The sequence below is a fragment of the Allobaculum sp. JKK-2023 genome (genome assembly GCF_034745455.1).
GTDB lineage: Bacteria > Bacillota_I > Bacilli_A > Erysipelotrichales > Erysipelotrichaceae > Allobaculum.
The window spans coordinates 555,936-582,478 of the sequence record NZ_JAYERV010000003.1 but is presented as its reverse complement, the minus strand read 5'-3'; the positions used below and the strand labels follow the sequence as shown (position 1 = coordinate 582,478).

General features: G+C 46.8%; 22 protein-coding genes and 1 tRNA gene. 19 read left to right on the top strand and 4 right to left on the bottom strand.

The genetic code is table 11. From position 1 onward, the window contains the following. Nucleotides 1–173: 173 nt before the first annotated feature. The 5 genes from U4956_RS02375 (at nt 174) to U4956_RS02355 (ending at nt 5,278) form a co-directional block, all read left to right on the top strand. Nucleotides 174–338 carry a hypothetical protein gene (locus U4956_RS02375; protein ID WP_323088780.1) on the top strand — a complete coding sequence of 55 codons (165 nt, stop codon included), beginning with the start codon at nt 174–176 and terminating at the stop codon, nt 336–338. Further along, the gene (locus tag U4956_RS02370; protein WP_323088778.1) at nt 310–2,979 is read left to right on the top strand and encodes an ABC1 kinase family protein; all 2,670 of its coding nucleotides are present in this window, start codon (nt 310–312) and stop codon (nt 2,977–2,979) included. The genes U4956_RS02375 and U4956_RS02370 overlap by 29 nt, the downstream gene beginning before the upstream one ends. A 178-nt stretch (nt 2,980–3,157) precedes the next feature. After that, complete coding sequence (lspA, locus tag U4956_RS02365; RefSeq protein ID WP_323088776.1) at nt 3,158–3,670, top strand: signal peptidase II; 513 nt, start codon at nt 3,158–3,160, stop codon at nt 3,668–3,670. Further along, on the top strand, nt 3,663–4,718 hold the full coding sequence (locus U4956_RS02360) for an RluA family pseudouridine synthase (protein ID WP_323088774.1): 1,056 nt from the start codon (nt 3,663–3,665) through the stop codon (nt 4,716–4,718). Before lspA ends, U4956_RS02360 begins: the two co-directional genes overlap by 8 nt. Beyond that, nucleotides 4,715–5,278, top strand: coding sequence for a dCMP deaminase family protein (locus U4956_RS02355; protein ID WP_323088772.1), 564 nt, complete (start codon nt 4,715–4,717; stop codon nt 5,276–5,278). The genes U4956_RS02360 and U4956_RS02355 overlap by 4 nt, the downstream gene beginning before the upstream one ends. A 200-nt stretch (nt 5,279–5,478) precedes the next feature. Here U4956_RS02355 and U4956_RS02350 read toward each other — a convergent pair whose 3' ends face one another. Then, complete coding sequence (locus U4956_RS02350; protein ID WP_323088770.1) at nt 5,479–5,952, bottom strand: MerR family transcriptional regulator; 474 nt, start codon at nt 5,950–5,952, stop codon at nt 5,479–5,481. A 324-nt stretch (nt 5,953–6,276) separates the two neighbouring features. Between U4956_RS02350 and U4956_RS02345 the strand changes: the two genes are divergently transcribed. Next, on the top strand, nt 6,277–6,741 hold the full coding sequence (locus tag U4956_RS02345; protein WP_323088769.1) for a flavodoxin family protein: 465 nt from the start codon (nt 6,277–6,279) through the stop codon (nt 6,739–6,741). A gap of 206 nt (nt 6,742–6,947) precedes the next feature. Here U4956_RS02345 and rnhC read toward each other — a convergent pair whose 3' ends face one another. Next, nucleotides 6,948–7,871 (bottom strand): ribonuclease HIII, encoded by a 924-nt coding sequence (gene rnhC / locus U4956_RS02340; RefSeq protein ID WP_323088768.1) that lies wholly within the window; start codon nt 7,869–7,871, stop codon nt 6,948–6,950. A 277-nt stretch (nt 7,872–8,148) separates the two neighbouring features. Here rnhC and U4956_RS02335 point away from each other — a divergent pair, with 277 nt between their 5' ends. The 4 genes from U4956_RS02335 to U4956_RS02320 all read left to right on the top strand — a co-directional run bounded on the left by U4956_RS02335 (nt 8,149) and on the right by U4956_RS02320 (nt 14,239). Then, nucleotides 8,149–10,467: an endonuclease MutS2 gene (locus tag U4956_RS02335; RefSeq protein ID WP_323088767.1), complete on the top strand. Its 2,319-nt coding sequence runs from the start codon at nt 8,149–8,151 to the stop codon at nt 10,465–10,467. Between the two features lie 148 nt (nt 10,468–10,615). Further along, nucleotides 10,616–12,607, top strand: a complete 1,992-nt coding sequence (uvrC, locus tag U4956_RS02330) for an excinuclease ABC subunit UvrC (RefSeq protein ID WP_323088765.1) — start codon at nt 10,616–10,618, stop codon at nt 12,605–12,607. Between the two features lie 112 nt (nt 12,608–12,719). Continuing rightward, the gene (locus U4956_RS02325; protein WP_323088764.1) at nt 12,720–13,718 is read left to right on the top strand and encodes a M15 family metallopeptidase; all 999 of its coding nucleotides are present in this window, start codon (nt 12,720–12,722) and stop codon (nt 13,716–13,718) included. 5 nt (nt 13,719–13,723) lie between these two features. Continuing rightward, complete coding sequence (locus U4956_RS02320; protein ID WP_323088763.1) at nt 13,724–14,239, top strand: metallophosphoesterase family protein; 516 nt, start codon at nt 13,724–13,726, stop codon at nt 14,237–14,239. A gap of 266 nt (nt 14,240–14,505) precedes the next feature. On the opposite strand, the gene U4956_RS02315 is transcribed toward U4956_RS02320, so the two are convergent. Then, nucleotides 14,506–14,582 (bottom strand) — tRNA-Arg (locus U4956_RS02315). 780 nt (nt 14,583–15,362) lie between these two features. On the opposite strand from U4956_RS02315, the gene U4956_RS02310 reads away from it, so the two are divergent. From U4956_RS02310 to U4956_RS02290, 5 genes are all read left to right on the top strand, one after another. Beyond that, entirely contained in the window at nt 15,363–15,686 is a 324-nt protein-coding gene (locus tag U4956_RS02310; RefSeq protein ID WP_323088762.1) for a metalloregulator ArsR/SmtB family transcription factor, read from the top strand. Between the two features lie 68 nt (nt 15,687–15,754). Beyond that, entirely contained in the window at nt 15,755–16,768 is a 1,014-nt protein-coding gene (locus U4956_RS02305; protein ID WP_323088761.1) for a permease, read from the top strand. 17 nt (nt 16,769–16,785) lie between these two features. After that, on the top strand, nt 16,786–17,148 hold the full coding sequence (locus U4956_RS02300) for a thioredoxin family protein (RefSeq protein ID WP_323088759.1): 363 nt from the start codon (nt 16,786–16,788) through the stop codon (nt 17,146–17,148). Between the two features lie 61 nt (nt 17,149–17,209). After that, nucleotides 17,210–17,599, top strand: a complete 390-nt coding sequence (locus U4956_RS02295) for an arsenate reductase ArsC (protein ID WP_323091437.1) — start codon at nt 17,210–17,212, stop codon at nt 17,597–17,599. A gap of 512 nt (nt 17,600–18,111) precedes the next feature. Further along, nucleotides 18,112–18,936 carry an InlB B-repeat-containing protein gene (locus U4956_RS02290; RefSeq protein ID WP_416347406.1) on the top strand — a complete coding sequence of 275 codons (825 nt, stop codon included), beginning with the start codon at nt 18,112–18,114 and terminating at the stop codon, nt 18,934–18,936. 131 nt (nt 18,937–19,067) lie between these two features. Here U4956_RS02290 and tig (U4956_RS02285) read toward each other — a convergent pair whose 3' ends face one another. After that, nucleotides 19,068–20,288, bottom strand: coding sequence for a trigger factor (gene tig, locus U4956_RS02285; RefSeq protein ID WP_323088758.1), 1,221 nt, complete (start codon nt 20,286–20,288; stop codon nt 19,068–19,070). A 767-nt stretch (nt 20,289–21,055) separates the two neighbouring features. Here tig (U4956_RS02285) and U4956_RS02280 point away from each other — a divergent pair. The 4 genes from U4956_RS02280 (at nt 21,056) to yihA (ending at nt 26,237) form a co-directional block, all read left to right on the top strand. Then, nucleotides 21,056–21,778, top strand: a complete 723-nt coding sequence (locus U4956_RS02280; RefSeq protein ID WP_323088757.1) for a hypothetical protein — start codon at nt 21,056–21,058, stop codon at nt 21,776–21,778. Nucleotides 21,779–21,780: 2 nt separating this feature from the next. Then, a complete protein-coding gene (tig, locus tag U4956_RS02275) occupies nt 21,781–23,058 on the top strand; it encodes a trigger factor (protein ID WP_323088756.1) in 1,278 nt (425 codons plus the stop codon). A gap of 117 nt (nt 23,059–23,175) precedes the next feature. Continuing rightward, nucleotides 23,176–25,548: an endopeptidase La gene (gene lon / locus U4956_RS02270; protein ID WP_323088754.1), complete on the top strand. Its 2,373-nt coding sequence runs from the start codon at nt 23,176–23,178 to the stop codon at nt 25,546–25,548. Next, complete coding sequence (gene yihA, locus U4956_RS02265) at nt 25,545–26,237, top strand: ribosome biogenesis GTP-binding protein YihA/YsxC (RefSeq protein WP_323088752.1); 693 nt, start codon at nt 25,545–25,547, stop codon at nt 26,235–26,237. Before lon ends, yihA begins: the two co-directional genes overlap by 4 nt. The last annotated feature ends 306 nt before the right edge of the window (nt 26,238–26,543 follow it).

The window sequence follows — 26,543 nt, the reverse complement described above, 5'->3', positions numbered from 1 at the left end:
TATTTGTTTCGTTCAATTGTTTCTTCAGCCGTTTTTGTCATTGGGCTGTTTTCATTGCTGTCAAATGTTGAAAAGATCGTCATCGCGACGATCTTTTTTTCATGTCGGGCTGGCCAAGGCAGCCGCTCGGGTATGTAAAAAGGCGATTGGATAGGTCATGGTAAAATTGCTCTATGATTAAAGTTGACCAGAAAAGCAAATGGGCCATTGACCTGGCCTTGCATATCCCGATTCCTTCTATTTCGATCAAGATTACCGATACCGAAAAAGAAGAAATTGAAAATATTCCCCTGAAGCACGGAGGCAAAGATGAATCCGGATCGAAACAGGATGACTGAGCTGGACGATCAGCCTTCCGGTGAATCGGATCCTGTCCATATCCATGACCAGAAGAAAATTGCTCTAGATGTTCATGAACAAAAAGAAGAAGTCCATCAAAAGACCAGAGTGTCCAGTACGCTGAAAACCCCTGGAAACTGGTTGTCCTTTCAGGCTGATCTGTTCAGCCTGGAGGATTTCAGCCTGAAAACGCATATTGACCGCAAAAGATCTGCCATACGCCACAATGGGCCAGACCGCCATGAAAAGAGCGAAGAAGTTCTCGATTTTAAAACTGATGCCAGAAAAACTGATCTTCACGCTCAGGCACAGGAGGATCTGCAAGAATCGATTTTCGAGTCCAAAGAAAAAGAGCAGGAAAAAAAGCAGGAACAAGAGCCTGCTGAAACAGAAGCCATCAAGGAAACTGTACAAGAAGAGATTTTTCTCCCCGAGTCTGATTCTAATTCTAATTCTAATTCTGCTTCGGATTCTCCCGCCAAAACGAAGCCGGATGTGGCGGCTGGGGCAAAGACCAGTCTCAATCCATCCCCGAATACCCCTTCGAATCCTGTCCTTTCGACTGTTGAGCCAGACAGAAAAGCGGCTGGATCAGATTCCGATTTTTCAATGACGGATTCCTCTTCTATCCCTGCAAAGACTGAGTTTGCTTTCAGGCAAAGCTCAGACCATAAGGCAGCCGCAAATCCGGCTTCTGCTTTCGAATCGGCGGAGACATCTTTTAATGACAGCCCATGGACTGTCCAGGAAAAAGAGGCGTTAGAGGCGGCTGGGATTTTTGAAAATGATCTGAAGGTTTCACAGCTGAGCGAAGAAGCGGCAAAAGAGATCTTGCAACAAAAGGTTTCGAACCTAGCCGATCAGCCAGATACAGATCCAAATCCGGATTCAGATTCCAGAACGGCTTCTTGCCAGAGAGAATCAGCTTTGGATTCGCCAGAATCGAAAGCTGCCGCCAATCAGCCGCTCCATTCCAATACATTCGACAGTTCAAAGGCTGATGATGTGCTCAAGACGCAGGCAGCCCCCGCGTCTGACCATCCTGTTGGGGCACCTGTTTCCGCCCGCCGGCGTTTTTTCCAGATTCTCAAGACGGTTCGAAAGTATAATGCCCTGCAAAAGATGACGCCCGTCAAGCTGCGGATGATTCTTGAAGATTTAGGACCGACCTATGTCAAACTCGGACAGATCATGTCTTCCCGCTCAGATCTGCTGCCGCCGGCCTATACCAAAGAGCTTGAAAAACTGCGCTCAAATGTGGCCCCAATGCCGTATGCAACCGTTCGTCAGGAAATCATCCGGGCCTATGGCAAAACGCCGGAAGAGCTGTTTGCTTCCTTTTCTCAAACGCCGCTCGGTTCAGCCTCGATGGCCCAGGTGCATGAAGCCATCACAAAAGAGGGCCAGAAAGTCGTGGTCAAAGTCCAGCGGCCGGGCATTTATGAGCAGATGAAAGTTGATGTCGCCATGCTGAAAAAAGCAGGGAAGATCCTGTCACTGAGTGAAGTGGTGCGGGATCTTGTCGATGTTGAAGAAGTCATTGATGAATTCTGGACATCTGCTCAAGAAGAAATGGACTTTCGCCATGAGGCCGGCAATGCGATCCGCTTTGCAAAAGAGTGCCAGGGTCTTCAATATATTCATGTCCCGAAAATTTATACCGAATACACCCGCCCCAATATTCTGGTGATGGAAGAAGTAGGCGGGGTCGAGGTCGACAACTATCCAGAACTTGCAAAGCTTGGCTACTCCCGCCACGAAATTGCGATGCGGCTGGGGATGAACTTTTTATCCCAGGTGATTGACTACGGCTTTTTCCATGCTGACCCCCATTCCGGAAATCTCAAGATTGATGATGGACGCATCTGCTGGCTGGATTTTGGCATGATGGGCGAGATCAGTAAAAATGAATCCGCGGCCATCAGCCAGGCTCTTCACGCCCTTGCTGCCCGAGATACTTCAGCCTTGACCGATGCGGTGCTTGCGATTGGCATACCGCCGGCGGACCTGGATTACATTGGTTTTTCCAATGCCCTGGAAAGCTATCTCAACCGCTATGTCAGCCAGGACTTTGCCAGTCTGGATCTTGGTAAAATGATCGAAGAGGCGGTGGAAGTCTGCAATGAATACAAGATCCGTCTGCCCAAGGGGATTTCAATGCTGGCCAGAAGCATGGTGACGATTCAGGGAACGCTCAAAGACCTGGATCCGGAAGTCAATATGCTCAACTACATCTCCAAATCCAAAACCTCGATCGACCAGATCGACTGGAATCAGGAGATCGTCAAATGGCTGCAGATGGCGTATGCCGATGGCAAAGCTCTCATGAATCTGCCGCTCAAAGCCGACAATATCCTGGGGCTTCTTTCGCACGGCCAGCTGCGCCTTGGACTTTCGATTGCAAATCTGCAAAGTGAGCTGATGCCCGAAGTTAATCGCTGGGTCGATCGGATTATCGTGTGCGTTTTGATTGCCGCACTGCTTGTAGGCAGTTCGATTATCTGCACGACCAACATGAAACCGCGCTTTCTCGAGATCCCGCTGCTTGGCTTTGTGGGCTTTTTCCTGTCCTTTTGCTTAAGCTTATGGCTGTTTTACAAGATGATTTTCCATGCGAAGAAGGGCAATAAACTCTTTTAAGTAAATCTTCATATTTTGTTTCATCTGTTTTTGACAAATCTTGGATACACTGATCTTCGATTCGATTGAATCGACACGAAAAGACACAAGGAGAGAAGATTTGTACAATTTACCTGACACAAATAAAAATGGCTTTTCCCATTTACAAAAGCCTGAACATCAGAAAGGGGGGACTGATATGTCATGGACCAGAAAGCTTAAATCCAAGGTACCAGCGATCTTCACCTGCCTGCTGCTTTTGTTTATCCTGGTCGGTCTGGATCAGTGGACCAAGTGGGCCATCACCAAGTCTATCCCGCTCGATGGCACGATTGTGGTGATTCCTGGCTTCTTTGAACTGACCTATGTCCGTAACTATGGCGCAGCCTTTTCCAGTTTTGCGGGAATTGGGATGTGGTTTTTCTACATTCTGACCATCGGTGCAATCATCGCCATGGTCTATGCGTTCTTTAAAACAAAAGATTCCAAAATGGAATTCGCCCTGGCATTGATTTTAGCGGGCGCTGTTGGCAATCTCGTTGACCGGATCTGCTTTGGCTACGTTCGGGACTTTTTCCGCTTCTATATTTTTGGATCTCCGTTTGCGGTATTCAATGTAGCGGACGTATGCATTACCTTAGGATTTATTCTGTTAATGTTCGTCATGCTCTATGACGATTTCAAAGAAAGGAAGGCCGCAAAAAATGGCTGATACTTCAGTACCAAAATCAGTAGAAGAGGGCGAAGAAATCACAATTGAATTTCCTGAAGACTCTTTACCTGCTGAAATCGATGTAACACTTGATGAAAAAGAAGACGATCCCGATTCGAAAGAAGAAGGCGGCCTTGAAACGTTTGTTGTCAAAGAAGACCAGGTTCCCACAAGACTGGATAAATACCTTTGCGCCGTGCTGGATATTTCCCGCAAACGCGCTTCTGATCTGCTGGATGAAAAACGGGTCACCGTCAATGACAAACCCGTTAAAGCCAGCCAGAAACTGCAGGCTGGGGATGTTCTGGCTGTCGATGTACCCCCTGCACAATCCATGGAAGTTCTTCCCGAACCCATGGACCTGGATGTCATTTATGAAGACTCCGATCTGATTGTGATCAACAAGCCAAAAGGCATGGTTGTCCATCCGGCACCTGGCCATTATTCCCATACCCTGGTCAATGGTCTGCTCGATCACTGTAAAGATCTCTCCGGCATCAATGGCGTCATGCGTCCGGGCATTGTGCACCGGATCGATAAAGATACCTCGGGTCTGCTGGTGGTTGCCAAAAACGGTCTGGCCCATGAATCCCTGGCAAAACAGCTGCAGGATAAAACCTGCCACCGCAAATACAAAGCCATCGTTCATCATCCGTTCTCTCATACGTATGGAACCATCAACGCCCCCATCGGCCGCGATGAAAAAGACCGCCAGAAAATGGCTGTCACCGCGAAAAATTCCAAACCCGCTGTAACGCATTTTACGGTGCTGGAAAACTTTAAAGACTATGCCTATGTAGAATGCTCCCTGGAAACTGGCCGGACGCACCAGATCCGTGTCCATATGGCTTACATCAAGCATCCCGTCGCCGGCGACCCGAAATATGGACCACGCAAGACTCTGGAAGCCAATGGCCAGCTGCTCCATGCTTACCAGCTGGAATTTGTTCACCCAAGAACCGGTGAAAAGATGATCTTTGAAGCCCCATTGGATCCAACGTTTGCCAGAATTCTGGGTGAGCTGGAACAGGAGAAACAAAACGCATGAAACGAAGCCCTGTTTTAAGCTGGGACCAATACTTTATGGCCATGGCCCATCTGGCTGCTTTTCGCTCCAAAGATCCCAATACGCAGGTTGGCGCCTGTATTGTCAATGACCAGAAACGGGTGGTTGGCTTAGGCTACAATGGCTTTCCCAAAGGCTGCGATGATGACCAGTACTCCTGGGAGCGCAAAGGCGAGTTCCTGGATACGAAATATCCTTATGTCGTTCATGCGGAACTGAATGCGATTTTAAACTCCATTCAAAACCTTTCCGGCTGTACAATTTACGTCTCACTGTTTCCATGCAATGAATGTGCCAAAGCCATTATTCAGTCCGGCATTACCCGCGTGATTTATGAATCCGATAAATACGATGGCCAGCCGGATAATCTTGCCAGCAAGCGCATGTTCCAGGATGCGGGCGTAGAACTGATTCAGCTGCCCTTCCAGATCCACATCGATCTTTCAATGGACGAACAGACGCCAGAAGGAGTGAAAACAACCCACTTTTCCGTCAGCAACCATATCCCAGGCGACTGCGGCCAAAACGGCTGCTCGCATTAAAGGGCGGATGAGTCTGAAATAGACTTTTGGCAAATCCTGTCTGCCCAGCTCATGCTTGAAACCACGAAAAAGCTGATCCTTTCGTCTCTGGATTTCTTTGAAATCCAAAGCGCCGGATCAGCTTTTTGTCTGTTCAAAAATCGGGAAGAGAAGTTTTTTCTCCATCATCCATCGCATGCCCACAAGCCACGCTTGAAAAATCAGTCGGTTTCAGGATCGCAGGCGTCCATGGCTGACTGTTGGCGGAAATACGCCTCTTTTGATTCTTCCAGGCTCTTTCCATCAGGAAGAATAGTACTGAAATATGGCTTTTCACCATTTTGAATCTGGTGATAGTAATTTTTCTTTTTTTGGATATAGGCAATGTCTTCCTCCAGCCGCTTTTGCTTCTGGACCATGCCATCTTCCAGATGGTCGAGCATGGCAATCCGCTGGCCAAGCGTAGTCTCGCCTTCCAGGCATAACGCAAGAAACGTTTTCATCTCTTTGAGCGGCATTTCACATTGACGCAGACAAAGGATGCCCGCAATCCAGTTCAGGTCTTTGTCATCAAAAATTCGGTGATTGCGGCTGTCCCGCTTGACGGATGGAATCAGTCCTTCGTTGCAGTAAAACTTCAACGTATCGTAACTCAATCCCGTGATCCGGGATACATCTTTCATTGCATAAATCATATTGATTTCGTTCTCTTTCGAATTCATTGTATCTGACCGGGAGTAGCACCTGTCTAGCGCAAACCGGGATCAAATTTCGTCTTTGAAATTGTCACCGATGAAAGAGAAGGAGCGGATGGAAAGGGAAGATCGGGATGGAAAGAGAAACGGACGCAAAAAGATGGCTTCCTCCAAAAAAGGGGCTGCCTGGATGAGTTTATGGGTTGACCGGTTGTTACTATCGGTTTTTACAATGAGAATCATCAAAGATCCATTCTCTTTGGACTTCCTTTTCAATCTGCCGATGCGCAGAAAAAGGAAAAATACAGAAAGGTCATGATCAATATGAAAAAAATTCTCTTTATCAACAGTTCTCCTGAAAAGTCCGGTATGACCGCCACCTATGCTGCAAACCTGCTTGAAGGTCTGTCTTATGAAACCATCACGTTGGCGGATTACCGGATCAATTTCTATGGCTCAACGCTGCCAGAAGACCAGTTTGATGAAATCCTCGCCAGGATTCGCGGATGCGATATTCTGGTTCTGGGTTCTCCCATGTACTGGCATAATCTTTCGGGCGGTCTGCGCGTAATGCTGGATCGCTTTTATGGACCTGTGGCCAGCGACAGCCTTGCCGGAAAAGATCTCTACCTGATTTATCAGGGTGCTGCCCCTGAAAAATGGATGCTTGAAGCGGGCATTTACACCATTCAGCGGTTTGCCAGTCTTTATGGTTTCGACTATAAAGGATGTATTTCTTATCGTCAGGACATTGCGCCTTTAAAAGCCAGACTGCATCAATCGATCTGAACATCCCTGGCCAGTCTTCGAAACAGAAAGGGCATCAGAGTCCAGCTGCTGATTTCCATCAAACTGAAAAGCCTTCAGCTTTCCATCAAGTTCTTCGGATGAAGACCCAGTCTGGAAACTGAAGGTTTTTATTTGATTCAATGAAAAACAGGGCGGATATGGACTCTGTAAAGACAGAGTCCATAAAACAAAAACTAGGAGATGGCTTAGAGCTTCGTGGTGTTGGTGAAGTGCAGTTTGACTGCGTTTTTAAGTTCATCTTGGCCAAAGCGCTGCTTAAACTTACGGGCACATTCGGTTGCCTGCTCGCCGCCGCCTTTGGCAATGGGCATACCATACTTGGCTTCCAGCTTATCCATGTACTTTAAAAAGGCAAAGCGTGCAAGAACAGAGGCAGCCGCAACGGAAACATAGTGGGATTCCGCTTTGGTTTCAAAATGAAGATCGGAAACGACTTCCGAAACCGCCGCCAGATGACGATAATAGCCGGCTGGCTGGACAAACTGGTCGACTACTTTCAGTGCGGGCAGGGTATACCCTTTGTTTCGCAGATTGATATAGGCCTGGTTGTGCATCCAGGCTTTGATGCGGTTAATGTTCATCCGATCTTTGTGGTAGATCTGATTGTAACGCGGATTATCGAGCACCATAATCGTATTGGGAATCATTTCCTGGATTTTTGGGGCAACTTTGCGAATGACGGTATCCGTCATTTTCTTCGAGTCGGTGACCTGCATGGCTTCCAGTTGGCGTGCTGTTTCTTCATCGGGGACAATTGTGGCCGCTACGACAATCGGGCCAAAATAATCGCCGGTACCGACTTCATCACTGCCAGCCTGCGGAAAGGTCAGGCCTAACGGCTTTTTGTCGGAAGTGTTAAATGATTTTGAAGAAGAGGTTCTGGAGGAGGAAGATCGAGCAGAAGATTCTGGTTCGTCGTCTTCAAGCCAGGACAGATCAGCCCCTTGATAGACGACTTTTCCTGAGGTATAGGCGGTAACGGTCATTTCCTGAGTTTTAATCTGCCAATAGGTATAATTGGGTTGTTTTTCTGAAAGAGCGATTGGTTTTAATCGTTTATAGAGAGCCTCAATCGCTGCCGGCTCCATCTTTCGGGTAACAGTGGACATAAGTCGATTATACCATTGACGTCAGTGGTATCATAAAAAGATGGCCAAGCGCTCTATTATGGAACAATGCCAGGCCGGTCTGCGGATCGGATTGAACGATTTGTAAAGCGATCCAGAAAAGCGCAGGGCAGAACCTGATTGACTTTTGCATCGCAAAATGAAAAAGGTGGGCAACTTGATCAGACAGGAAAAGCATAAAAATTGAATTAGAAAGCATAAAAATAGAACCGAACCTTTGACAAGAAAGAACATAACAATAGAAAGCGGGGGATTCAGGATGTTATCTGAACAATTTGAAGCCGTGGATTTTGCGGCGGTTCTTGAGCAGTTTGCCTCGCGGGCGTACAGTGCCAAAACGGCAGAAAAAATCCGAAGCGCCCGCCCATCCACCAATTTAATGCAGATCCGATTGGATCTGGATCGGGCGGATGAGGCGGCTCGGTATCTGCAGGCCGGGGGTGGTCTGTCCCTTGGCGGATTTACCGATATTACCAGGCTTGTTTTGGCGGCCAAAAAAGGAATGAGTCTGCTCCCTTCAGAATTGCTGGAAGTCTCCTTTTTTTTGGGGGCCTGTGCAGCAGCCGTCAATGCCTTTGATCCCCAAACCAATCCTCTTTTACATGAAGTGGCTTCGACTTTAACACCGCTCAAAGGTCTGGCCAAGAAGATTGATGACTGCATCGATCTTTCCGGCCAGGTGCGCATGGATGCCACGCCGACTCTGCGCAATCTTGATCGCAAGCTGACGGCGGCCAAAGCAGACTTAAGTGCCGCGGCCAGACGATTTATCAAAAGCCATGGCGATTCACTGGTGGATTCCGTCAGTGTGTCAAGCGGGGGCCGTGTGTGTGTATTGATGAAAGCGGCGGATAAATACAAATATGGCGGCATGGTTCATGGACTGAGTCAGTCCGGAGCTGCCTGCTATGTCGAACCAGATGCGCTGGTTTCCCTAAACAATGAAACGGCGCAGCTGGAAATGGAAATTGAAAATGAGAAAAAGAAGATCTGCATGGAGTTATCCGGCCAGATCCGCTGCGAAGCGACGGCCTTGCTTGCCAATGACGAAACCCTGGAAATTCTCGATCTGGCACTGGCCAAAGGCAGCTGGATGCTTGCCCATGATGGCTGTATTCCTCTTCTTCATACTGGCAGCCACAGTCTGCGCCTGGAACATGCGATTCATCCGCTGCTGGATCAGAAAACAGCCGTGGCCAACCGCTATACCCTCAGTGATGCCAAATCCTGCCTGATGATTACCGGCTCGAACATGGGTGGTAAAACGGTGACGTTAAAAACCATCGGCCTGTTTCTGCTTCTGGCCCACAGCGGATTTCCCATCTCGGCTCACGAAGCCATGCTTCCGGTGTACAACCAGTTCTTCTTTGATATTGGCGATGGTCAGTCAATTGAGCAGAACTTGTCCACCTTCTCTGGTCATGCCAGAAAACTAGGCGAAATTGTTCGCAATGCCGATTCGGATACGTTTGTGCTTCTCGATGAAATTGGCAGCGGCACGGACCCGCAGGAAGGTGCGGCGCTTGCTCAGGCCGTTCTGGAAACGCTCATTCAGGCTGGCAGTACAATTCTGACTTCAACACACTACTCGGAAGTCAAGACTTTTGGCACCACCAACCGCAAAATTCAGGTTGGCAGTGTGGAATTTGATCCTGAAACGCTCAAACCCACTTACCGCTACCTGGAAGGAGTCAGCGGTTCAAGTTGTGCATTTCCGATTGCCAGGCAGTTAGGCCTGCCCGAAACCGTTCTGGCCCGGGCTGAAGCGATCAAAGAAGAAAATGCTTCGGAAAGTGACCGCCAGCTGGAAATTCTCGAACAGAAACAAGCCGCGCTTCAGAAACAGAAAGACCGTTTTGATGCCCTGGTTGCCAATGCCCATGATCTGCAGCGCAAGGCGGATCATGATCGCCAGAAGTGGGCGGAAATGAAAGCCCGTCTGGATGATGACTACCAGCGCCAACTCGATGACATGCTTTTTGAAAAGAAAGAAGAAGCCCGCAAGATTATCCGCGATCTGAAAAAACAGACCCACTCGATGAATCATGAACAGATCGAACAGATGGGAAAACTCGATGGCCTGAATACCGGCCCGAAAGGATCTTCCAATGCGGCTGCTCAGGAAGAAAAGCCGCATGAATTCAAAGCCGGCGATTATGTTCGCATTACAACGCTCAACAACCATGGGGAAGTCCAGTCGGTGCGCAAGGGGAAAGCGGTTGTCGTGGTCAATGGCCGGCGCGTGAATGTTTCGGTTGACCAGCTGGTTTTGATGAAACGGCCAAAAGTTGAAAAAGCCGCCGCAAAAGCGCGCCCGGAACGCTCCTTTAAAGCCTTCCCGATGGAACTCAATCTGATCGGCATGCGGGTGGAAGAAGGCATTCGCACGCTGGATCATTATATTGATCAGGCGGTTTACCATAACGTCAAAAACGTCCGGATTATCCATGGAATGGGAACGGGTGCTTTGCGTAAAGCTGTCTGGGAAGATCTGCGCAAACATCCAAATGTCAAGAATCTCAGCGCCGGTGGTCCAAGTGATGGTGGGCTGGGTGCGACATTGGTGGAGCTGAAATAGAGACTGCCTGTGATTTTCAAAGAATACGCATTCGTAAACGGCTTGTTTTCTTGAACCATTGAAAGAAATCCCTGAAAATGCAGCAAAAGGAACCACCAGAAAGGAGGAACGGGGAAGAAGAATAAGAATCAGCCCCGGATGAGCAAAGATGCCACTAACTGACCACATCGCCCAAAAACTGGCGCTTTTACCGGATAAGCCCGGCTGTTACATCATGAAAGATGAAAACGGAGACATCCTCTATGTCGGTAAAGCCAAGATTCTGAAAAATCGGGTTCGTTCCTACTTCCATGGTGTCCACAATAACAAAACGACCAAACTGGTCGCCCGGATTCAGGATTTTGAATTCATTCAGACCAGTACGGAAAAAGAAGCTCTGCTGCTGGAAATCAACCTGATTAAACGGCACCGGCCGCCCTTTAACATCATGTTCATGGATGACAAGATGTATCCATATATCGAAGTCACCAAGGGAGCGGACTTTACTGTGCGCATTACCCGTAAGGTCGTCAACCGCAAAAATGACTACTTTGGTCCGTATCCCGTTTCAACGTATGCCTATGACATGGTCAAGCTGATTAACCAGCTTTTCCCGATCCGTAAGTGCAAAACGATGGGCAAGAGTGCCTGTCTGTATTACCACATGCATCAGTGCATGGGATTCTGTTTCCAGAAAATCGATGAACAGGAAGCTTTGAAAAACCGGGAAAAAGTCATTCGATTTTTGAAGGGGTATACCGATGAAGTCAAAGGGGAACTGACCGAAAAAATGCAGGCGGCCGCCCAGGATTTGCAGTTTGAACGCGCGCAGGAGCTGCTTGAGCAGATTCGTTCCATTGACTACGTCCAGGAAAAACAGACAATCGACTTTTCTGTGCGCGATTCCTTTGATGCCTTTGGCTGGTATGAGGACAAGGGCTACCTGTCCATTCAGGGCTTCTTCGTGCGCCAGGGAAAACTGCTCGAACGGAACATGTCGATTTCGCCGGTGTATGAAGAAAGTGAAGACGCTTTTCTGGCTTATATCCTGCAATACTACCAGACCAATACCGTGCCCAGGCAGGTTTATGTTCCGGCAGGCACCAATACCAGGATTCTGGAAGAAGCGTTGCAGACCCGAATTACGATTCCGCAGCGCGGCGACCGCAAGAAGCTGATTGATCTGGTTCATGCCAATGCCAAAGAAGCACATGACCAGAAATTCCAGCTGATCTATGCCAAAGATCGTGAACTGGAAGGAGCCACCCGCCATCTGTCCCAGATCTTTAAGAAACCGGTTCATACGGTGGAAATGTTCGATAACTCGCACATCTCTGGTGCCTATAATGTTTCCGGTCTGGTAGTCTTTAAAGATGGAAAGCCGGATAAGTCCAGCTATCGCAAGTATCAGTTAGGCGAGTACATTTCCGATACTGACTCCATGAAAGAAGTTGTCCGCCGCCGGTATGCCAGACTGGCCAGAGAAGACAAACCGATGCCAGATCTGCTTTTAGTCGATGGTGGTGCGGGCCAGATTCATGCGGCTGTGCACATCCGCGATGAGCTGGGGCTGGATTTAACGATTGCTGGCCTGGTCAAAGACGATAAACATACGACCAGAGCTTTGCTTGATGAAAACCTCAACGAGATTGAACTCGATAAGACAGATCCCTTATTTTTCTTGTTGACCCGAATGCAGGATGAGGTCCACCGCTTTGCGATCACCTACCATAAAAAACTGCGTTCGAAAGGCATGACCAAGTCCATTCTTGATGATATTCCTGGAATTGGTCCGGCAAGAAAAAAACAGATTCAGGCCCGCTTTCCATCTCTGAAAAAAATGAAAGCCGCCACCCAAGAGGAACTGGCGCAAGTCGTGCCCGAAAAAGTGGCAGCGCTGCTCTATACCCGTCTGCATGAAAACGAAGACCAGCGGGAAGATCTGGCCCTGCAAACAGAAGCCATTGTCCAGGAAGCCCAAGAAGAAGTACAGGATCTCTTGGGCAGGGCGTTTGTTGAGGACGACTTGGTTGGACAGGATGCCTTTGAAGATGCTCTGGTCGACGAGAAGGCCCTTCAGGATGAATGGGTTGATGAAGATGAACTGGCGGTGGATGTTCTGGAAACGACAGACTCTGAATCCCTTTCTGAAAATTCTTAACCAGAAAGATAGATTTAACATTGAATATAGAAATTTGACCAGAATGAAAAGATGAACCATAACAATAGACAATCAGGCGGCTTTAAAGCCGTCATCAGAAAGGAGGGGTGCCATGAGTAAAGAGAAACTGCCAGGGAAGGTTTTGGCGACAAGGCTGGTTGTATTTGCCTGCATGGTCTGCTTTATTGCTGGAACGTTTCTGTATATGCAAAATGAGTCCGACCCGCTTTCCCGATATCCGTATGGAACAACATTGCAGCGAGAAGAACTGGCGGCAAGACTCGACAATGAGCAGATCAACACGATGATCAACAACCAGCTCAAGCCCGAACAGGTGCTGCCTTACCTGGATGTCGAGGGATTTAATCTGAATAACTCACTGTACTATGATGTGGCAGCTTCAACCCAGAAAGCGGATCCAGCCTTCATTGTCCAGTTTGTCAATACGTATCGTGATCAGTTTACGCTCGATGCGCTGCGCCAAGTGCTTTCGTGGATGCCTTATTCCAATCTGATTGCCTATTTGGAATCGGGCGTTTCCCTGCCGCTGGCTTCCAATCCAAACTCCTTTACCTATGTGCTTGATCCGGAAACGACTTTGTTTACATGGGGGCCAGCCGATTTAGCGGCGGCCGAAGAAAATATCTCCCTGCGTCAGCAGGCTGCCAGCAGCTGGAAACAGATGAAAGCCGCTGCGGCCGCTGAGGGGGTGGAGCTGAAAGCCATCTCCGGATTTGTCCCGTATGAACTCCAGAATAAGATGACGGATTATTCCAGTTATCCAATGGGTCCCTACGGAAGCAGAGAAGAGCAGCTGGGGCTGACGCTCTATCTGGACGGATTTGATCCCTGGAACCAGACTTTATCCAAAGGAAACGGCCTGGATTTCAATGCTGCCAGTCAGGCGTTAAGCGACTCGCAGCGTCAGGCGTGGGACTGGCTGAAAACCCATGCCGCGCAATATGGCTGGATTTTCCGCTACCCGGAAGCCAAGGAACAACAGACTGGCGTTCCATTTCAGCCCTTCGTGATCCGTTATGTCACCAAGGAAAGTGCAATGGCCATGGCCAGCCGCAATGAGTCATTAGAAGAATACGATGCAGGGGAGTAAAGCAAATGAAAGCACAATTAATCGTGGCCAGTGATACACATGGCCGCAATGATGTCCTGAGAAAATTAGAAGAAGCCTATCCAACAGCGGATGTCTTTATCCATTGCGGAGACCTTGAAGAGGATGCGACCAATTATCGACGCTGGGTCTTTGTGCGCGGCAATAACGACTGGGATTACACTATGCCTTCCCAGCGGATTTTAAACATTGCGGGCGTCCGCATTTATGTGTGCCATTCGCATCGTTTTGGTTACCATAACCGCGAAGAACAGCTGATCCGTGCAGCGAAAGAAAACGGCTGCAGCGTAGCAATCTTTGGTCATACGCATGTGCCCATGGCCAAAGAAGAAAAAGGCGTCTGGCTGATCAACCCCGGAAGCATGACCTGGCCAAGAGATGGAAAATCCCCAGCCTATGCGGTCGTGACGATTGAAGATGGCAAAGTCAGTGCCAAAATTCTTCATTCTGAAGACTGGCCGTTTGATACGGTCAAGAAAAAGAAAGGCTTCTGGTTTCGCTAGAGCCTGATTCACAGATTTGAAAATTTCACCAGACCAGAGAAATGCCATTTTCAGATTACTTTCCATGTTCGTTTCACCGGATTTACCGATAGTCAATGATTGATACTTTGTTTTTAGGAAAAAAGCAGTGCTCCAATTTTTAAGATGGGCACTGCTTTTTTCCTAAAAACAGCGTCTATCCATTCGCCTTTTTTATTGCGACATGGTGGTGCCAAACACAAAGAAAAAGCGGACTTTCAAAGAAAGCCCGCAAAAGTGCAAAAAAATGGCGTCCTGGAGATGATTCGAACACCCGACCGTGCGCTTAGAAGGCGCATGCTCTATCCAACTGAGCTACCAGGACAGCAAGAGAATATTAACACTGAATCGAAAAAGATACAAGTCTAAGCTTGGAAAGATGCCATAACTTTTGTGTCTATTCGCTACTGTTTACACTCTAGACCAGGGTGCGACGAAAAGCCAGGAATTCTATCCTGTTTTTCGAGGGATCAGATTCCGGCTTGTTTTTTCTGGAGCGCCCGCTTGAAGACTTTCTTGGGCTTTGTGTATAGATTTCTGGCATGCATCTTCTCGGTATGCAGAACACTTGGCCAATTGCCGTAATCAGAAAGACGCTGATCGCTCTGGAAATGATCACAGGTTTTCTTTTTTCGCTTAACCTGTATGGCAAGCGGCTCGGCATATTATCCGAAATTTCGAATAACATGCCGAGAGATGGGGTGAAAGTGCCAAGCCCAAATTAAAGATGTCACGGCAGTGTGGAACTGAAGATGAGGCGGACGCACTGGAAATGGTGGGTTCTTACGCAACCTGTGTCGTCCGCTAAGAATTACTGGTCAGCCCTTCTTTATTTAAAAGATTTTAAGAGGACATAATCAGAATTTTCCGGAAAAACCACAGACTTTGCGTAAGAGCCAGTGATGAACTATATGGCTGTTTCAGCGGTGAATACTCACGACGATAGAGATCCGAGCGGCGGAAGGATGGCGATAACAAAAGAGAAAAAATGGATCGTAGAGCAGAAATGGAGTTGACCAATGAAGAGTTCATATTGACGATTATCTATATGACAAGTAGAATGAAAATCGCAAATTGATCCAGACAGCTAAGGAGGAAAGAAAAAGTGAACGCTAAAAAGGCCGCTAAAATTTTTAAAGCTTTCTGTGACGAGAATCGAATTCGAATTATCCAGCTCTTACAAACTGGTGAAAAGTGCGGTTGTAATTTATTGGAGGACATTCAAGTTTCCCAGCCAACGTTATCTCACCACATGAAAATTTTGTGTGATGCTGAAATTGTCAAAAGCCGTAAAGAAGGGAAGTGGACCCATTATTCTTTATCAGAAGAGGGAATGCTTCAAGCTATCCGATATTTGCAAATGCTGGCTTCATCAGAAAATGAAGATTCAGAACAGCCGTGTTCTCAGGACACATGCAGCTGCCGATGAGAACACGGATCTTTTATTCAATTATATATAGATACATTTAAATGTGTGGATCTAAAAAGGAGGTTTGTATGGATACGATCGAAACAGGATGGATTTTTTTTCAAAATGAAATTTTGGGGATGCATTGGCTGAATCGGCTGATTGGCGCTTTATTAGAAAACTGCGGGATAGATCTTACCAGCCGTATAGGCGCCAGCATTCAATTTTTTCTTTACGATACGATTAAGATCATGGTTCTTTTGAGTGTTTTGATTTTTATCATCTCGTATATTCAAAGCTATTTTCCACCAGAACGGACAAGAAAAATTCTGGGACGTTTTCATGGTATCTGGGCCAATATTATTGCAGCCTTGTTTGGAACGATTACTCCCTTTTGCTCTTGTTCATCCATTCCATTGTTTATTGGATTTACCAGTGCAGGCTTGCCCATAGGAGTCACATTTTCTTTTCTTATTTCATCGCCCATGGTGGATTTGGCCAGCTTGCTGCTGCTGATGAGTATTTTCGGCTGGAAAGTGGCCGTGCTTTATGTACTGCTGGGACTGGTGATTGCGGTTTTAGGTGGAACGATGCTTGATAAAATGCATCTGGAGGACCAGGTAGAAGAGTATGTGCGGCATGGACAGAACTTTGATCTGCCCCAAGAACAACTGCGCCCCAGTGACCGAATGCGATTTGCCTGGCAGCAGGTCGTTTCCACTGTCAAGAAAGTGACTTCTTATGTTCTGATCGGTGTTGGGATCGGTGCGATTATTCACAACTGGATTCCAGAAGAATTTATTGTACGAATCTTAGGTAATGACAATCCATTTGGAGTCATCCTTGCCACTCTGGCGGGAATCCCGATGTATGCCGACATATTTGGGACGATTCCAATTGCGCAAGCCTTGCTTTCGAAAGGGGCTTTATTAGGTGTTGTCCTGTCCTTTATGATGGCAGTCACGACCTTATCTCTGCCCTCGCTGATCATGTTGGCAAAAGCAGTCAAGCCAAAGCTGCTGACACTCTTTGTGGTGATCTGCACAACAGGCATTATTCTGGTTGGTTATTTCTTTAATGCCATTCAACCTTTAATTGTTTAACTTTAGGAGGAAAACTTATGTCAATTTTTGGATTGAGAAAACGAAAAGAAGAAAAGGCAGAGGTTTGTTCATGCCAGTACAGTACAGAACCAATGACGATCATTCAAGCTGAGAAGACACAGCCAAAGAAGGCCCAGAGTTCAATTACTTCGATTAAAGTACTGGGTTCTGGATGCAAATCGTGTCACGCACTGTACGATAATGTACAGGCAGTTGTAAAAGAGATGAACATACCAGTCAAAACAGAGTACATCACTGATATGGCGAAAGTCATGAAATATGGTGTCATGAGCATGCCCGCATTGGTAGTCAACGACCATGTGGTGTCTGCTGGCCGGGTTTTAACTCGAGCTGACTTGAAAAATATGCTTTCTCAATAAGGAATAGTGAAGATGAGTCGATTAAAACAAGAATGAGAAAGTTGAAGGACTAAAAATGGAAATAAAGAAAAAGAAAGTTGCATTTATTTGTATTCATAACTCGTGCCGCAGCCAGGTGGCAGAGGCTTTAGGAAAATATCTGGCAGGGGATAAGTTTGATTTCTATTCGGCGGGAACAGAAAAAAAAACACAGATCAATCAGGATGCGGTAAGACTGATGAAAGAGATCTACGGCATCGATATGGAAAAAAGTCAGTTCAGCAAAACGATTGACCAAATCCCAAAACCGGATATCGCGATCTCGATGGGATGCGGTGTCTCATGTCCTTTTATTAAAAGGGGATTTGATGAAGACTGGGGATTGGAGGATCCAACAGGCCAAAGTGATGCTTGCTTTATCGAAGTCATCCGCAAAATTGAAGACAGAATCAGAAAACTGACTGCCCGCTAGAAAAATGGTATCGGAGCGAAAAGAATTCTGTCCAGAAAGGCGGAATGCATACTGTACGTTTGAAAAGAGCAGCAGCCAGAATGTGCGTACCGTTCTGACTGCACAAGACAAAATTCCTTGAAGTCAAAAGAGACTTTCGTCTGAATGAATGAAATCGAACGTTTTTTGAACGCCATCCAATCGGTAGGTTAAATAATCCGACTGTTTTAATGTGCCCAAAAAGTGAAAGGGGCTGTCCGAATTCGGACAGCCCCTTTCACTTTTATATGTTTGATTATTCAGCATTCTGAATGGGGATGGATAAAAAGTCGATTTTTTCGATCCATGACGTTTCTATCCATTTTTTTGTTTGGGTAATGAAGAAAATCTCATCTGAACAAGGTGGAGTTTGTGAAAAAATAATGGATCATCTTGTTAAATTATGGATAGGACCCGTAAAATGAAACGAACAAAGCCATGTTGCCAAGGCAAGACTGGACTTGGTGACTTATCGTGAAAGAAAGGGGAATGACATGGAAAAAGATCGAACTGGCTATCAGTTTGAAGGCTGGTATGTCGATGAAAATCTGACACGCAAACTCAATCCGGGCGGCCGGCTTCCGGGAAATATTGAACTGTATCCAAAATGGACTGCCCAGAAATTCCCGATTTATTATGAACTCGAAGAAGGCGTGAATTCTCAATATAACCCGCATGAAGGCGGTCCGGAATCCGGAATCGTCAAACTTTATCCAGCCAAAGCCAATGGCAGACAGTTTGTCGGGTGGTTTCTGGATGGCAAGCGGGTGGATTACTTACCCGACGGCATCCGCCAGCCGATTCATCTGGTCGGCAAATTTCAGGATCCGGTCATTGTTCACTTTGATACCAATGGCGGAGCGAGAATGAAAGACCAGAATGTCGGTCTGGATGGCAGGCTGAAAACGGTGCCTAATCCGCTTCGCATCGGGTACAGCTTTGATGGCTGGTACCTGGATGAAAATCTCAAACATCGTTGTCTGCCCGATCATGACTTTTTACACTCCTGTACGCTGTATGCCAAATGGCACCTGACCCCCTTTGAAGTCCATTACGATCTGGACGAGGGAAGTTTTGTGGAGGACCCGATTCAGACCTTTACCTGCCTTACACCGACATTTTTGCTGCCAAAAGCTCAAAAAGAAGGGTTTGATTTTGAAGGCTGGTTTGATGAACGCGGCAACCAGCATTTGATGGTCCGCAAGGGGTCTATCAATAACCGGCGCCTCAAAGCAAGATGGACTTTGCGGCCATCTGTAACCTTCAAAGTCTCCAATCCATCCGTCGCTGAACACAAACCGGCGCTTATTTCAAAATAAATCCTACAAAAGCTATACTTTGTTTTTCTGGTGAATTAAAAAGGACGATATCTATCCTCGCATGAGGATAGGCATCGTCCTTTGTTTGGCTTTGTAAGCAGACTGAGTTCTGAAAAGCTCAATCCTGATGCTTATTTTTTAACGTTGTTTTCCTTTAAGAAATCCAGAGTCTTTCGCTGGCTGATCTGGGCCGCAACTGCCTGTTCTGGCAGGATCATTTTGAGCTGTTCAGCTGGGAAGTTATAAACGGCAGAGAGCAGTTCATATTCCTTTTTCAGGTCTTCGTCGTCAGCCTTGATTTCTTCTTTGGCTGCGATGGCTTCCAGAACAAGAGCGGCACGCAGTTCCTGTTCAGCTTCTGGATAAACTTTTGCTTTAAATTCATCCATGGTCTGGTGGCTGGCTTTGAGGAAGTCAGCAAGCGACATGCCATACTGGCCAACCTGGTTTTCATATTGCGCCATATGCTGGGCGACCTGAGAGTCAATCATGGCCTGAGGAATATCCATTTTGGCCCCTTGGGTGATGCGGTTGAGGATGTCGTAAGCCAGACGGTTTTCGAATTCCTGGGTACGCATGTCGAACAGATCGCTCTTTGCTTTAGCCTGGAGTTCATCAACAGTCTTAACGCCATCGAGCTTCATCTGGGCGATGAATTCGTCAGAGAGTTCTGGTTTTACAGGTTCTTCAACTTTATGGATTTTTACTTTGAAGATTACTGGGGCGCCGGCAAGGCTTGGTTCGAAGTAGTTTTCAGGGAAAGTGACTTCGACAGTTCTTTCATCGCCGGCTTTAGCGCCAAGCAGCTGATCTTCAAATCCCGGAATAAACTGACCGCTTCCCAGAACCAGTGGGAAGTTCTGAGCGGAACCACCATCAAATGGAACGCCATCTTTTTCGCCGACAAAGTCAATAATGACCTGGTCGCCTTCTTTGGCATCCGCATCGGCTGGCAGTTCTTTCCAGAGTCTTGTCGAGGAGATCCGCTGGAGGACTTCCTGCATGATTTCTTCGTCTGTAACCGTGATTGGCTCACGTTCGAAGTTCAGTCCTGTATAAGCAGGCAGTTCGACTTCTGGAACGAGAACGATGTTCAGAGTAACGGTAACAGAGCCATCTGGATTGACGTCAGAGACTAACGAAGGTTCAGTCGCAATTTTCAGGTTATGTTCTTTTACAGCCTGAGCAAGGACTTTTCCCGCTTCGGTAGAGATGGCAAATTCACGGATTTTGTTTACATCGTCATCACCGATTGCTTTTTTAGCTGCCTCAAGGTCATTGTTAAACTCGTCCTTGGAGATCGTAAAGGATACAATCGCCAAGTTTTTTTCAGGAAATTCAATATTGTACATGGTTATCATCTTCCTTTTGCATGTATATTTTATCCTATTCGCCTTACTCCCTATGGGCTGAAGCACGTCTTTCAGGTCGGATTTGACTCGAAAACAATGAAACAAAGAGCAAAAGAGAGACAGTTCAGAGAAAATGACTGACTGTTCATGAAAAATCGATTCGGAAAACTGGCGGGAATGATCATTGTCAGTCTGAAACTGAAAAGAGACGATTGCTCCTGTAAGGATCAGTTTGATCGGGATGATTATGGAACGAAAGAGATGTCTGAACAAACTGTCCTTGGGCGAAAAAAGGGAGGCTCCCAAAACAAGAACAGAAGGAAAGAAAAGGTGTAAAGCGAATGAAAAGTAAATCGTATACAGGTTGAGAAAAGATCAAGAGCAGATCAACAAATAACGAGCAGATCGGGGACTGTCTGTTGAGCGGAAGGGGCCGCAGAAAAGTCAGTGAATATAAAAGTTGGAAACTCAGTATCTTTTATGGATGTAAATTCATCTGTTTTCGATGTTTCAAATCCGTGAAAAATCCACACTGTCAATATAAAAAGGTATAAGGCCTGCAAGCGGTCTGGCCATGGCTGCAACAAACGGCCAAAATCAGCCGATAAATAGAATTTGCTTTCGATAAAGTGAAATCTACTTGCTGCTGAGGAACTAAAAACGGCGGAACCGCCCGGACTCTGTTACAATAGATAAGGTTTGAAAACCGTCCGTCTGTTGCCAACTTCAGGCGGATTATGTATAATTTCGAAAGCTTGGAGGATTTTATGAATTCCTTTTATCAAAGCGTTTTTGACAATATACAAGCGTTAAGGCGAGCTGGAAAAGCCCCTCTGGCTCTGGCAGTGATTGAACAGGAACTTTCGATTCCGTATGTGCCTGAAGAAATTGCTGCAAGACTGGAAGAGCTTCGTAAAGAGATTGAATCTGACCAGCCGCAGCCTGTGCCAGACAGCGCAATGCGTCTGGACTCCCTGATAAATGGATCTCCGGCAGCAAAAGAAAAAGCTGTCGCTGTCCTTCAGACCCTGAATCTGCGCAACTATCACGACCAGGTCCAGAAGCTGCTTAACGATCCAATGCTGCTCGATGAGTTTAAAGGAGAATTAATCCGGGAACTGATCCGTCAGCGGATTGAAGAGCCGTTTTCGATATCCAAAGACGGACTGGATTTTGAATTTGTTCCGTCGCTGATTACCCCTGACTATAAGGATCCAACTTTAGTTCAGGTGCGTAAGCTGTTTGAAGACTGGCTGGGCGGCAGCTTCGTATTAAGCGAAGACTTTGCCGGACAGCTGCTTGAGCAGGAAGTGCTTGAAACACTTCCATTAAGCTTTGAAGAAGTTGATCCCAGATCACTGGCAGCTTCGATTGTCCGCCTGGTCTATATATCCATGAAAGACGAGGCTGGCTGGAAGACATTTGCCAGAGACCACAATCTTGAACAGATCCAGCTCTATCCATTAAAGATTGAAAAGCGAGGAGAATGACCATGAGTACTCAATTCACAAGAAATGACAACGATACTGTTACTTTAACAGCTGTTGTAGACGCTGATGCTACTGTAAAAGCCGAAAAAAAGGCCATTAATAAAGCGTCTGCTAAGATGAACCTGAAAGGCTTCCGTAAAGGGAAAGTGCCTGTACAGGTAGTTAAAAAATACTTCGGTGCTGAAGGCATCACCTCCTTGGCAGCTGAAGAACTTGCTCAGGCAACTCTCAACAGCCTGCTTGAGGAATACGATGTTGAACCACTTGACAGACCTACTCTCGATTTCAAGAAAAACGAAGACGGAACCCTGGAATTGACTTTTATCGTCCCTGTCGCTCCAGAAGCAAAACTCGGTCAGTGGAAAAACCTTGGCATCGAAAAGAAAACTGTAGAGATTACTGACGAAGAGGTTGAAAACGCAGTAAAATCTATCGCTAAAAAAGATGCTGAAATGGTCGCTGCTGAAGATGGCGAAGAAGCTAAAGAAGGCGACTCCATTGAAGTCGACTTCGTTGGCACAATTGATGGTGAACCATTTGCTGGGGGAACGGGGAATAACGTAAGCGTAGCCATTGGCAGCCACGAATTCATCCCTGGCTTTGAAGAAGGCTTAGTGGGCATGAAATCCGGCGAAGAAAAAGATGTCGAAGCGACTTTCCCAGAAGATTACCAGGCAGCTGAACTGGCTGGCAAAAAAGCTGTTTTCCATGTCACTGCTCATGATATCTACCATGTTGTATTACCAGAACTCAATGATGAATTCGCTAAAGCTCAGAAAGATCTGCCTGGCATGGAATCCATGGATCAGCTGCGCGAAACCATCAAAACAAACATGACAAACAACGCACAGGCTCAGGCTGACGATGAATACATGAACGCTCTGTTCGGTGCGATCCGTGGCAATGCAGAAGTTGACATTCCAGAAGTTATGATCAATGAAGAAGCGGAGGCTCTGGTACAGAGCGTGGCCGATCAGCTGCGTCAGGGCGGTGCGACGCTTGACCAGTATCTGAAATATACTGGCCAGACTGCAGAAGACCTGCGTAACATCCTGCAAGGTGAAGCGGAAACTCGCGTCTTCAATACCCTCATTCTTGAAGCCATTGCTAAAGAGGAAGGCCTGAGCGTAAGCGATGAAGAACTTGATAAAGAAATTGCTGAATACGCAGAACAAGTCAAAGTACCAGTTGAAACCCTCAAGAGCCGTGTCGATCTGAAAAAATTGAAACACACTCTTCTGTTAGATAAAGCAACTGAAGCAATGGTTGACGCTCAGTAGTCATTAAAGTCAAGGCTAAAATGCAACAGATTTTAGCAAAACAGAATACACTATAAGAAGACAAAAAAAAGACGCTGATACTAGCGTCTTTTTTCGAAATTAGAACGGGAGATTTAGATGAATTCGAAAACGTATCCCATTATCTGCACCCGGGGGGTCATTGTTTTCCCGGGCCAGGAACTTGTTATTGATGTCGGACGGGCCAACAGTCTGAAAGCCATCGAAAATGCTCAGGATAACTATAACGACCGGATTTGCATGTTCACTCAGTCGAACATGAATGCAGACAATCCAGGTGAAGACGATATTTATAAAGTGGGCGTGTTATGCGAAATCCGCCACATCCGCCGCTTTGAAAAATTCCTGCGGATCAAATTCAGAGGAATTGAGCGTGTAAAACTTGATTCCTTTGAAGAAGGAAACCTGTCTGAACTCTGCCAGGTTACGATGATGCCAAGTCAGCGTCAGAATGAAATGGAAGAATCCGTTCTGGTGCGCATGGTTGCTCAGGCCTTTGAAAACATGCGCCCAGGCGAAAAATTCATGTCCAAAGATCTGATGATGGAACTGACCAAAGGCATCCAGCCTGATGCTCTGACCGATAAAGCCGTCCAGCTGTTCTCGCTGCCAATCGAGCGTAAACAGCAGTATCTGGAAACAACCGGCATTAACGATCGTCTGACGATGCTTCTTGAAGATATTGAAAAAGAAAAACAGCTGACGGAAGTTGAAAAACGAATCAATGAGACGGTTAAAGATCGCATTGACCAGAACCAGAAAGATTTCTATCTGCGTGAAAAAATCAGTGCCCTCCAGGAACAGCTCAACGATGGTTCCCTGCCAGGAAAAGAAGGCGACCAGATCCGCAAGCGGCTGGCCGAAAATCCTTACCCGGAATCCATTAAAGCCAAAGTTCTTGAAGAACTGACTCGTTATGAAAACCTGCCTATGGCCAGCGGCGAAACGGGAACCATTAAAACGTATATTGACTGGCTGATGGATCTGCCCTGGTGGCAGCATACCGATGACAACGAAGACCTTGAAAAGGTGAAAGAAGTTCTCGAAGAAGACCACTTTGGCCTGGAAAAAGTCAAAGAACGGATTCTGGAATACCTTGCCGTAAAACAGAATACCAACTCTTTAAAAGCTCCGATTATCTGCCTTGCCGGCCCTCCTGGCGTGGGTAAAACTTCACTGGCTAAATCCATTGCCCGTGCGCTTGATCGTCACTTTGTCAAGATGTCCCTTGGCGGTGTGCGTGATGAAGCCGAAATCCGCGGCCATCGCAGAACTTACTTAGGCGCACTGCCTGGCCGTCTGATTCAGGGGATGAAGAAAGCCAAAGTCATCAACCCAGTCTTTTTGATCGATGAAATCGACAAGATGGCTTCGGATATCAAAGGTGACCCATCGGCTGCAATGCTCGAAGTTCTTGACCCGGAACAGAACGCCTTCTTCTCTGATCACTACATTGAAGAACCTTATGACCTGTCCAAAGTTCTCTTTATTGCGACCGCAAACTATCTGGAAAATATTCCAGCCGCTTTGCGTGATCGTCTGGAGATCATAGAGCTTTCGTCCTATACCGATGTGGAAAAAATCCATATTGCCAAAGATCACCTGATTCCAAAGCAGCTTAAAGAAAACGGTCTGACTCCAGAACAGCTCATCATTCCAGATGACATGATTCTGTATCTGATCCGCTACTACACTCGTGAAGCGGGTGTCCGCCAGCTCGAACGTACGATCGCATCGCTGGCCCGTAAGACGATTCTTGCCATTTTGAAAGACAAGAAAGAAAAGATCGTCATCGATAAAGACCTGATCAAAGAATGGTTAGGCAACGAAAAAGTCGATTACGGCAAAAAAGAAATGGAAGACCAGGTGGGTACCGTTACCGGTCTGGCCTATACTTCCTTTGGCGGCGATATCTTACAGATTGAAGCCAATAAATTTGATGGCAAAGGTGTGCTGATTTTAACCGGACAGCTTGGGGATGTCATGAAAGAATCGGCGACGATTGCCCTGGACTACATCCACGCCAACGCCAACCGCTATGGTATCTCCAAGAAGGTCTTTGGCAAAACGGATATCCATCTGCATGTACCAGAAGGCGCGATTCCAAAAGATGGTCCATCTGCTGGTATTACGATGACAACCGCCCTGACTTCGCTGTTAACGGGTATTCCTGTGAAAGCCAACCTTGCCATGACCGGTGAAGTGACCCTGCGCGGCAATGTTCTGCCAATTGGTGGCCTGAAGGAGAAATCCTTAGCGGCTTACCGTTCGGGGATTACCACGATCATCATTCCAAAGGGAAATGTCAAAGACCTTGATGAAATCCCTCAGGAAGTCAAGGATGCAGTCAACTTCATTCCAGTTTCCAAAGTCGATGAAGTTCTCGCCAATGCGCTAGTCAGCCCGCTGACTCCAATTGAAGAAAAAGACGAGCCAGAAACAAAAGAAAAGTCTAAAGAGGCAGACGCATGATTCACCATGATGCCGCCTTTATCGTCTCTTCGAGCGGAAAAGACTCATGGCCTGAATCCGATTTGCCAGAAGTTGTTGTCGTCGGTCGTTCCAACGTCGGTAAGAGTTCATTTATCAACGCGCTGACCAACCGTAAAAAACTTGCCTACGTCGGCAGCACGCCGGGCAAAACCCAGCTGCTGAACTTCTTTTCGATCGATAACACCTGGGTGTTAGTCGATGTTCCAGGCTATGGCTATGCCAAACTGTCCAAAAGTCAGCTTCAGAAACTCGGCCAGATGATGGACGAGTACTTCGGTGAACGCGAAAATATCGCGTGCGTCGTTTCCCTGGTGGATGCGCGCCATGCACCAAGTGCCGATGACCTGGATATGATCGACTACTTCAAGCAGACTGGTCGTCAGGTGATTGTCGGCGCCACGAAGATCGATAAAGTGCCAAAGACCAAACGTCTGGCGGCCTTAAAAACGATCTCTCGCGATCTGAAGATTCCACTGAAGTTTATCTATCCGATCTCTTCGACTGAAAAGACCGGCTTTGATGAAATCTGCACAGCCATTCTGAAAGTTCTTGGCCAGGATGAAGCCAAAGAAAAAGCCAAATCCGAAAGATCGAAACCAGATTCAGTTGCTGGACGTGGACCTGGATCTGAACCTGCCAAAGGAGCAGAAGGAAAAGAAGCGGACTGAGAACAGACTGGATCGGTTCTAAACAATCTGAATTCAGCAAATTCAGATCCAATATTCGCGTTTCAAGGTGTCAGATCATCCAACGATCCGGCGCCTTTTTTCATGCCAGAATCCGCTCCCAAAGTGCGACTTTCAAAGTAAACCAAAACCCAGTCTTACTAAAAGTTCCCTCCAAAGCAGCCTCAAAAAACATTCAAAGTCAGAATTCAAAACAATCACTCTTCAGCCAGCATGGCCTGATTCTTCGAAGAACAGGCCATGCTGGCCTTTTTGCGTTTTGAACCCATCAACCGGAATTCTGTTTCA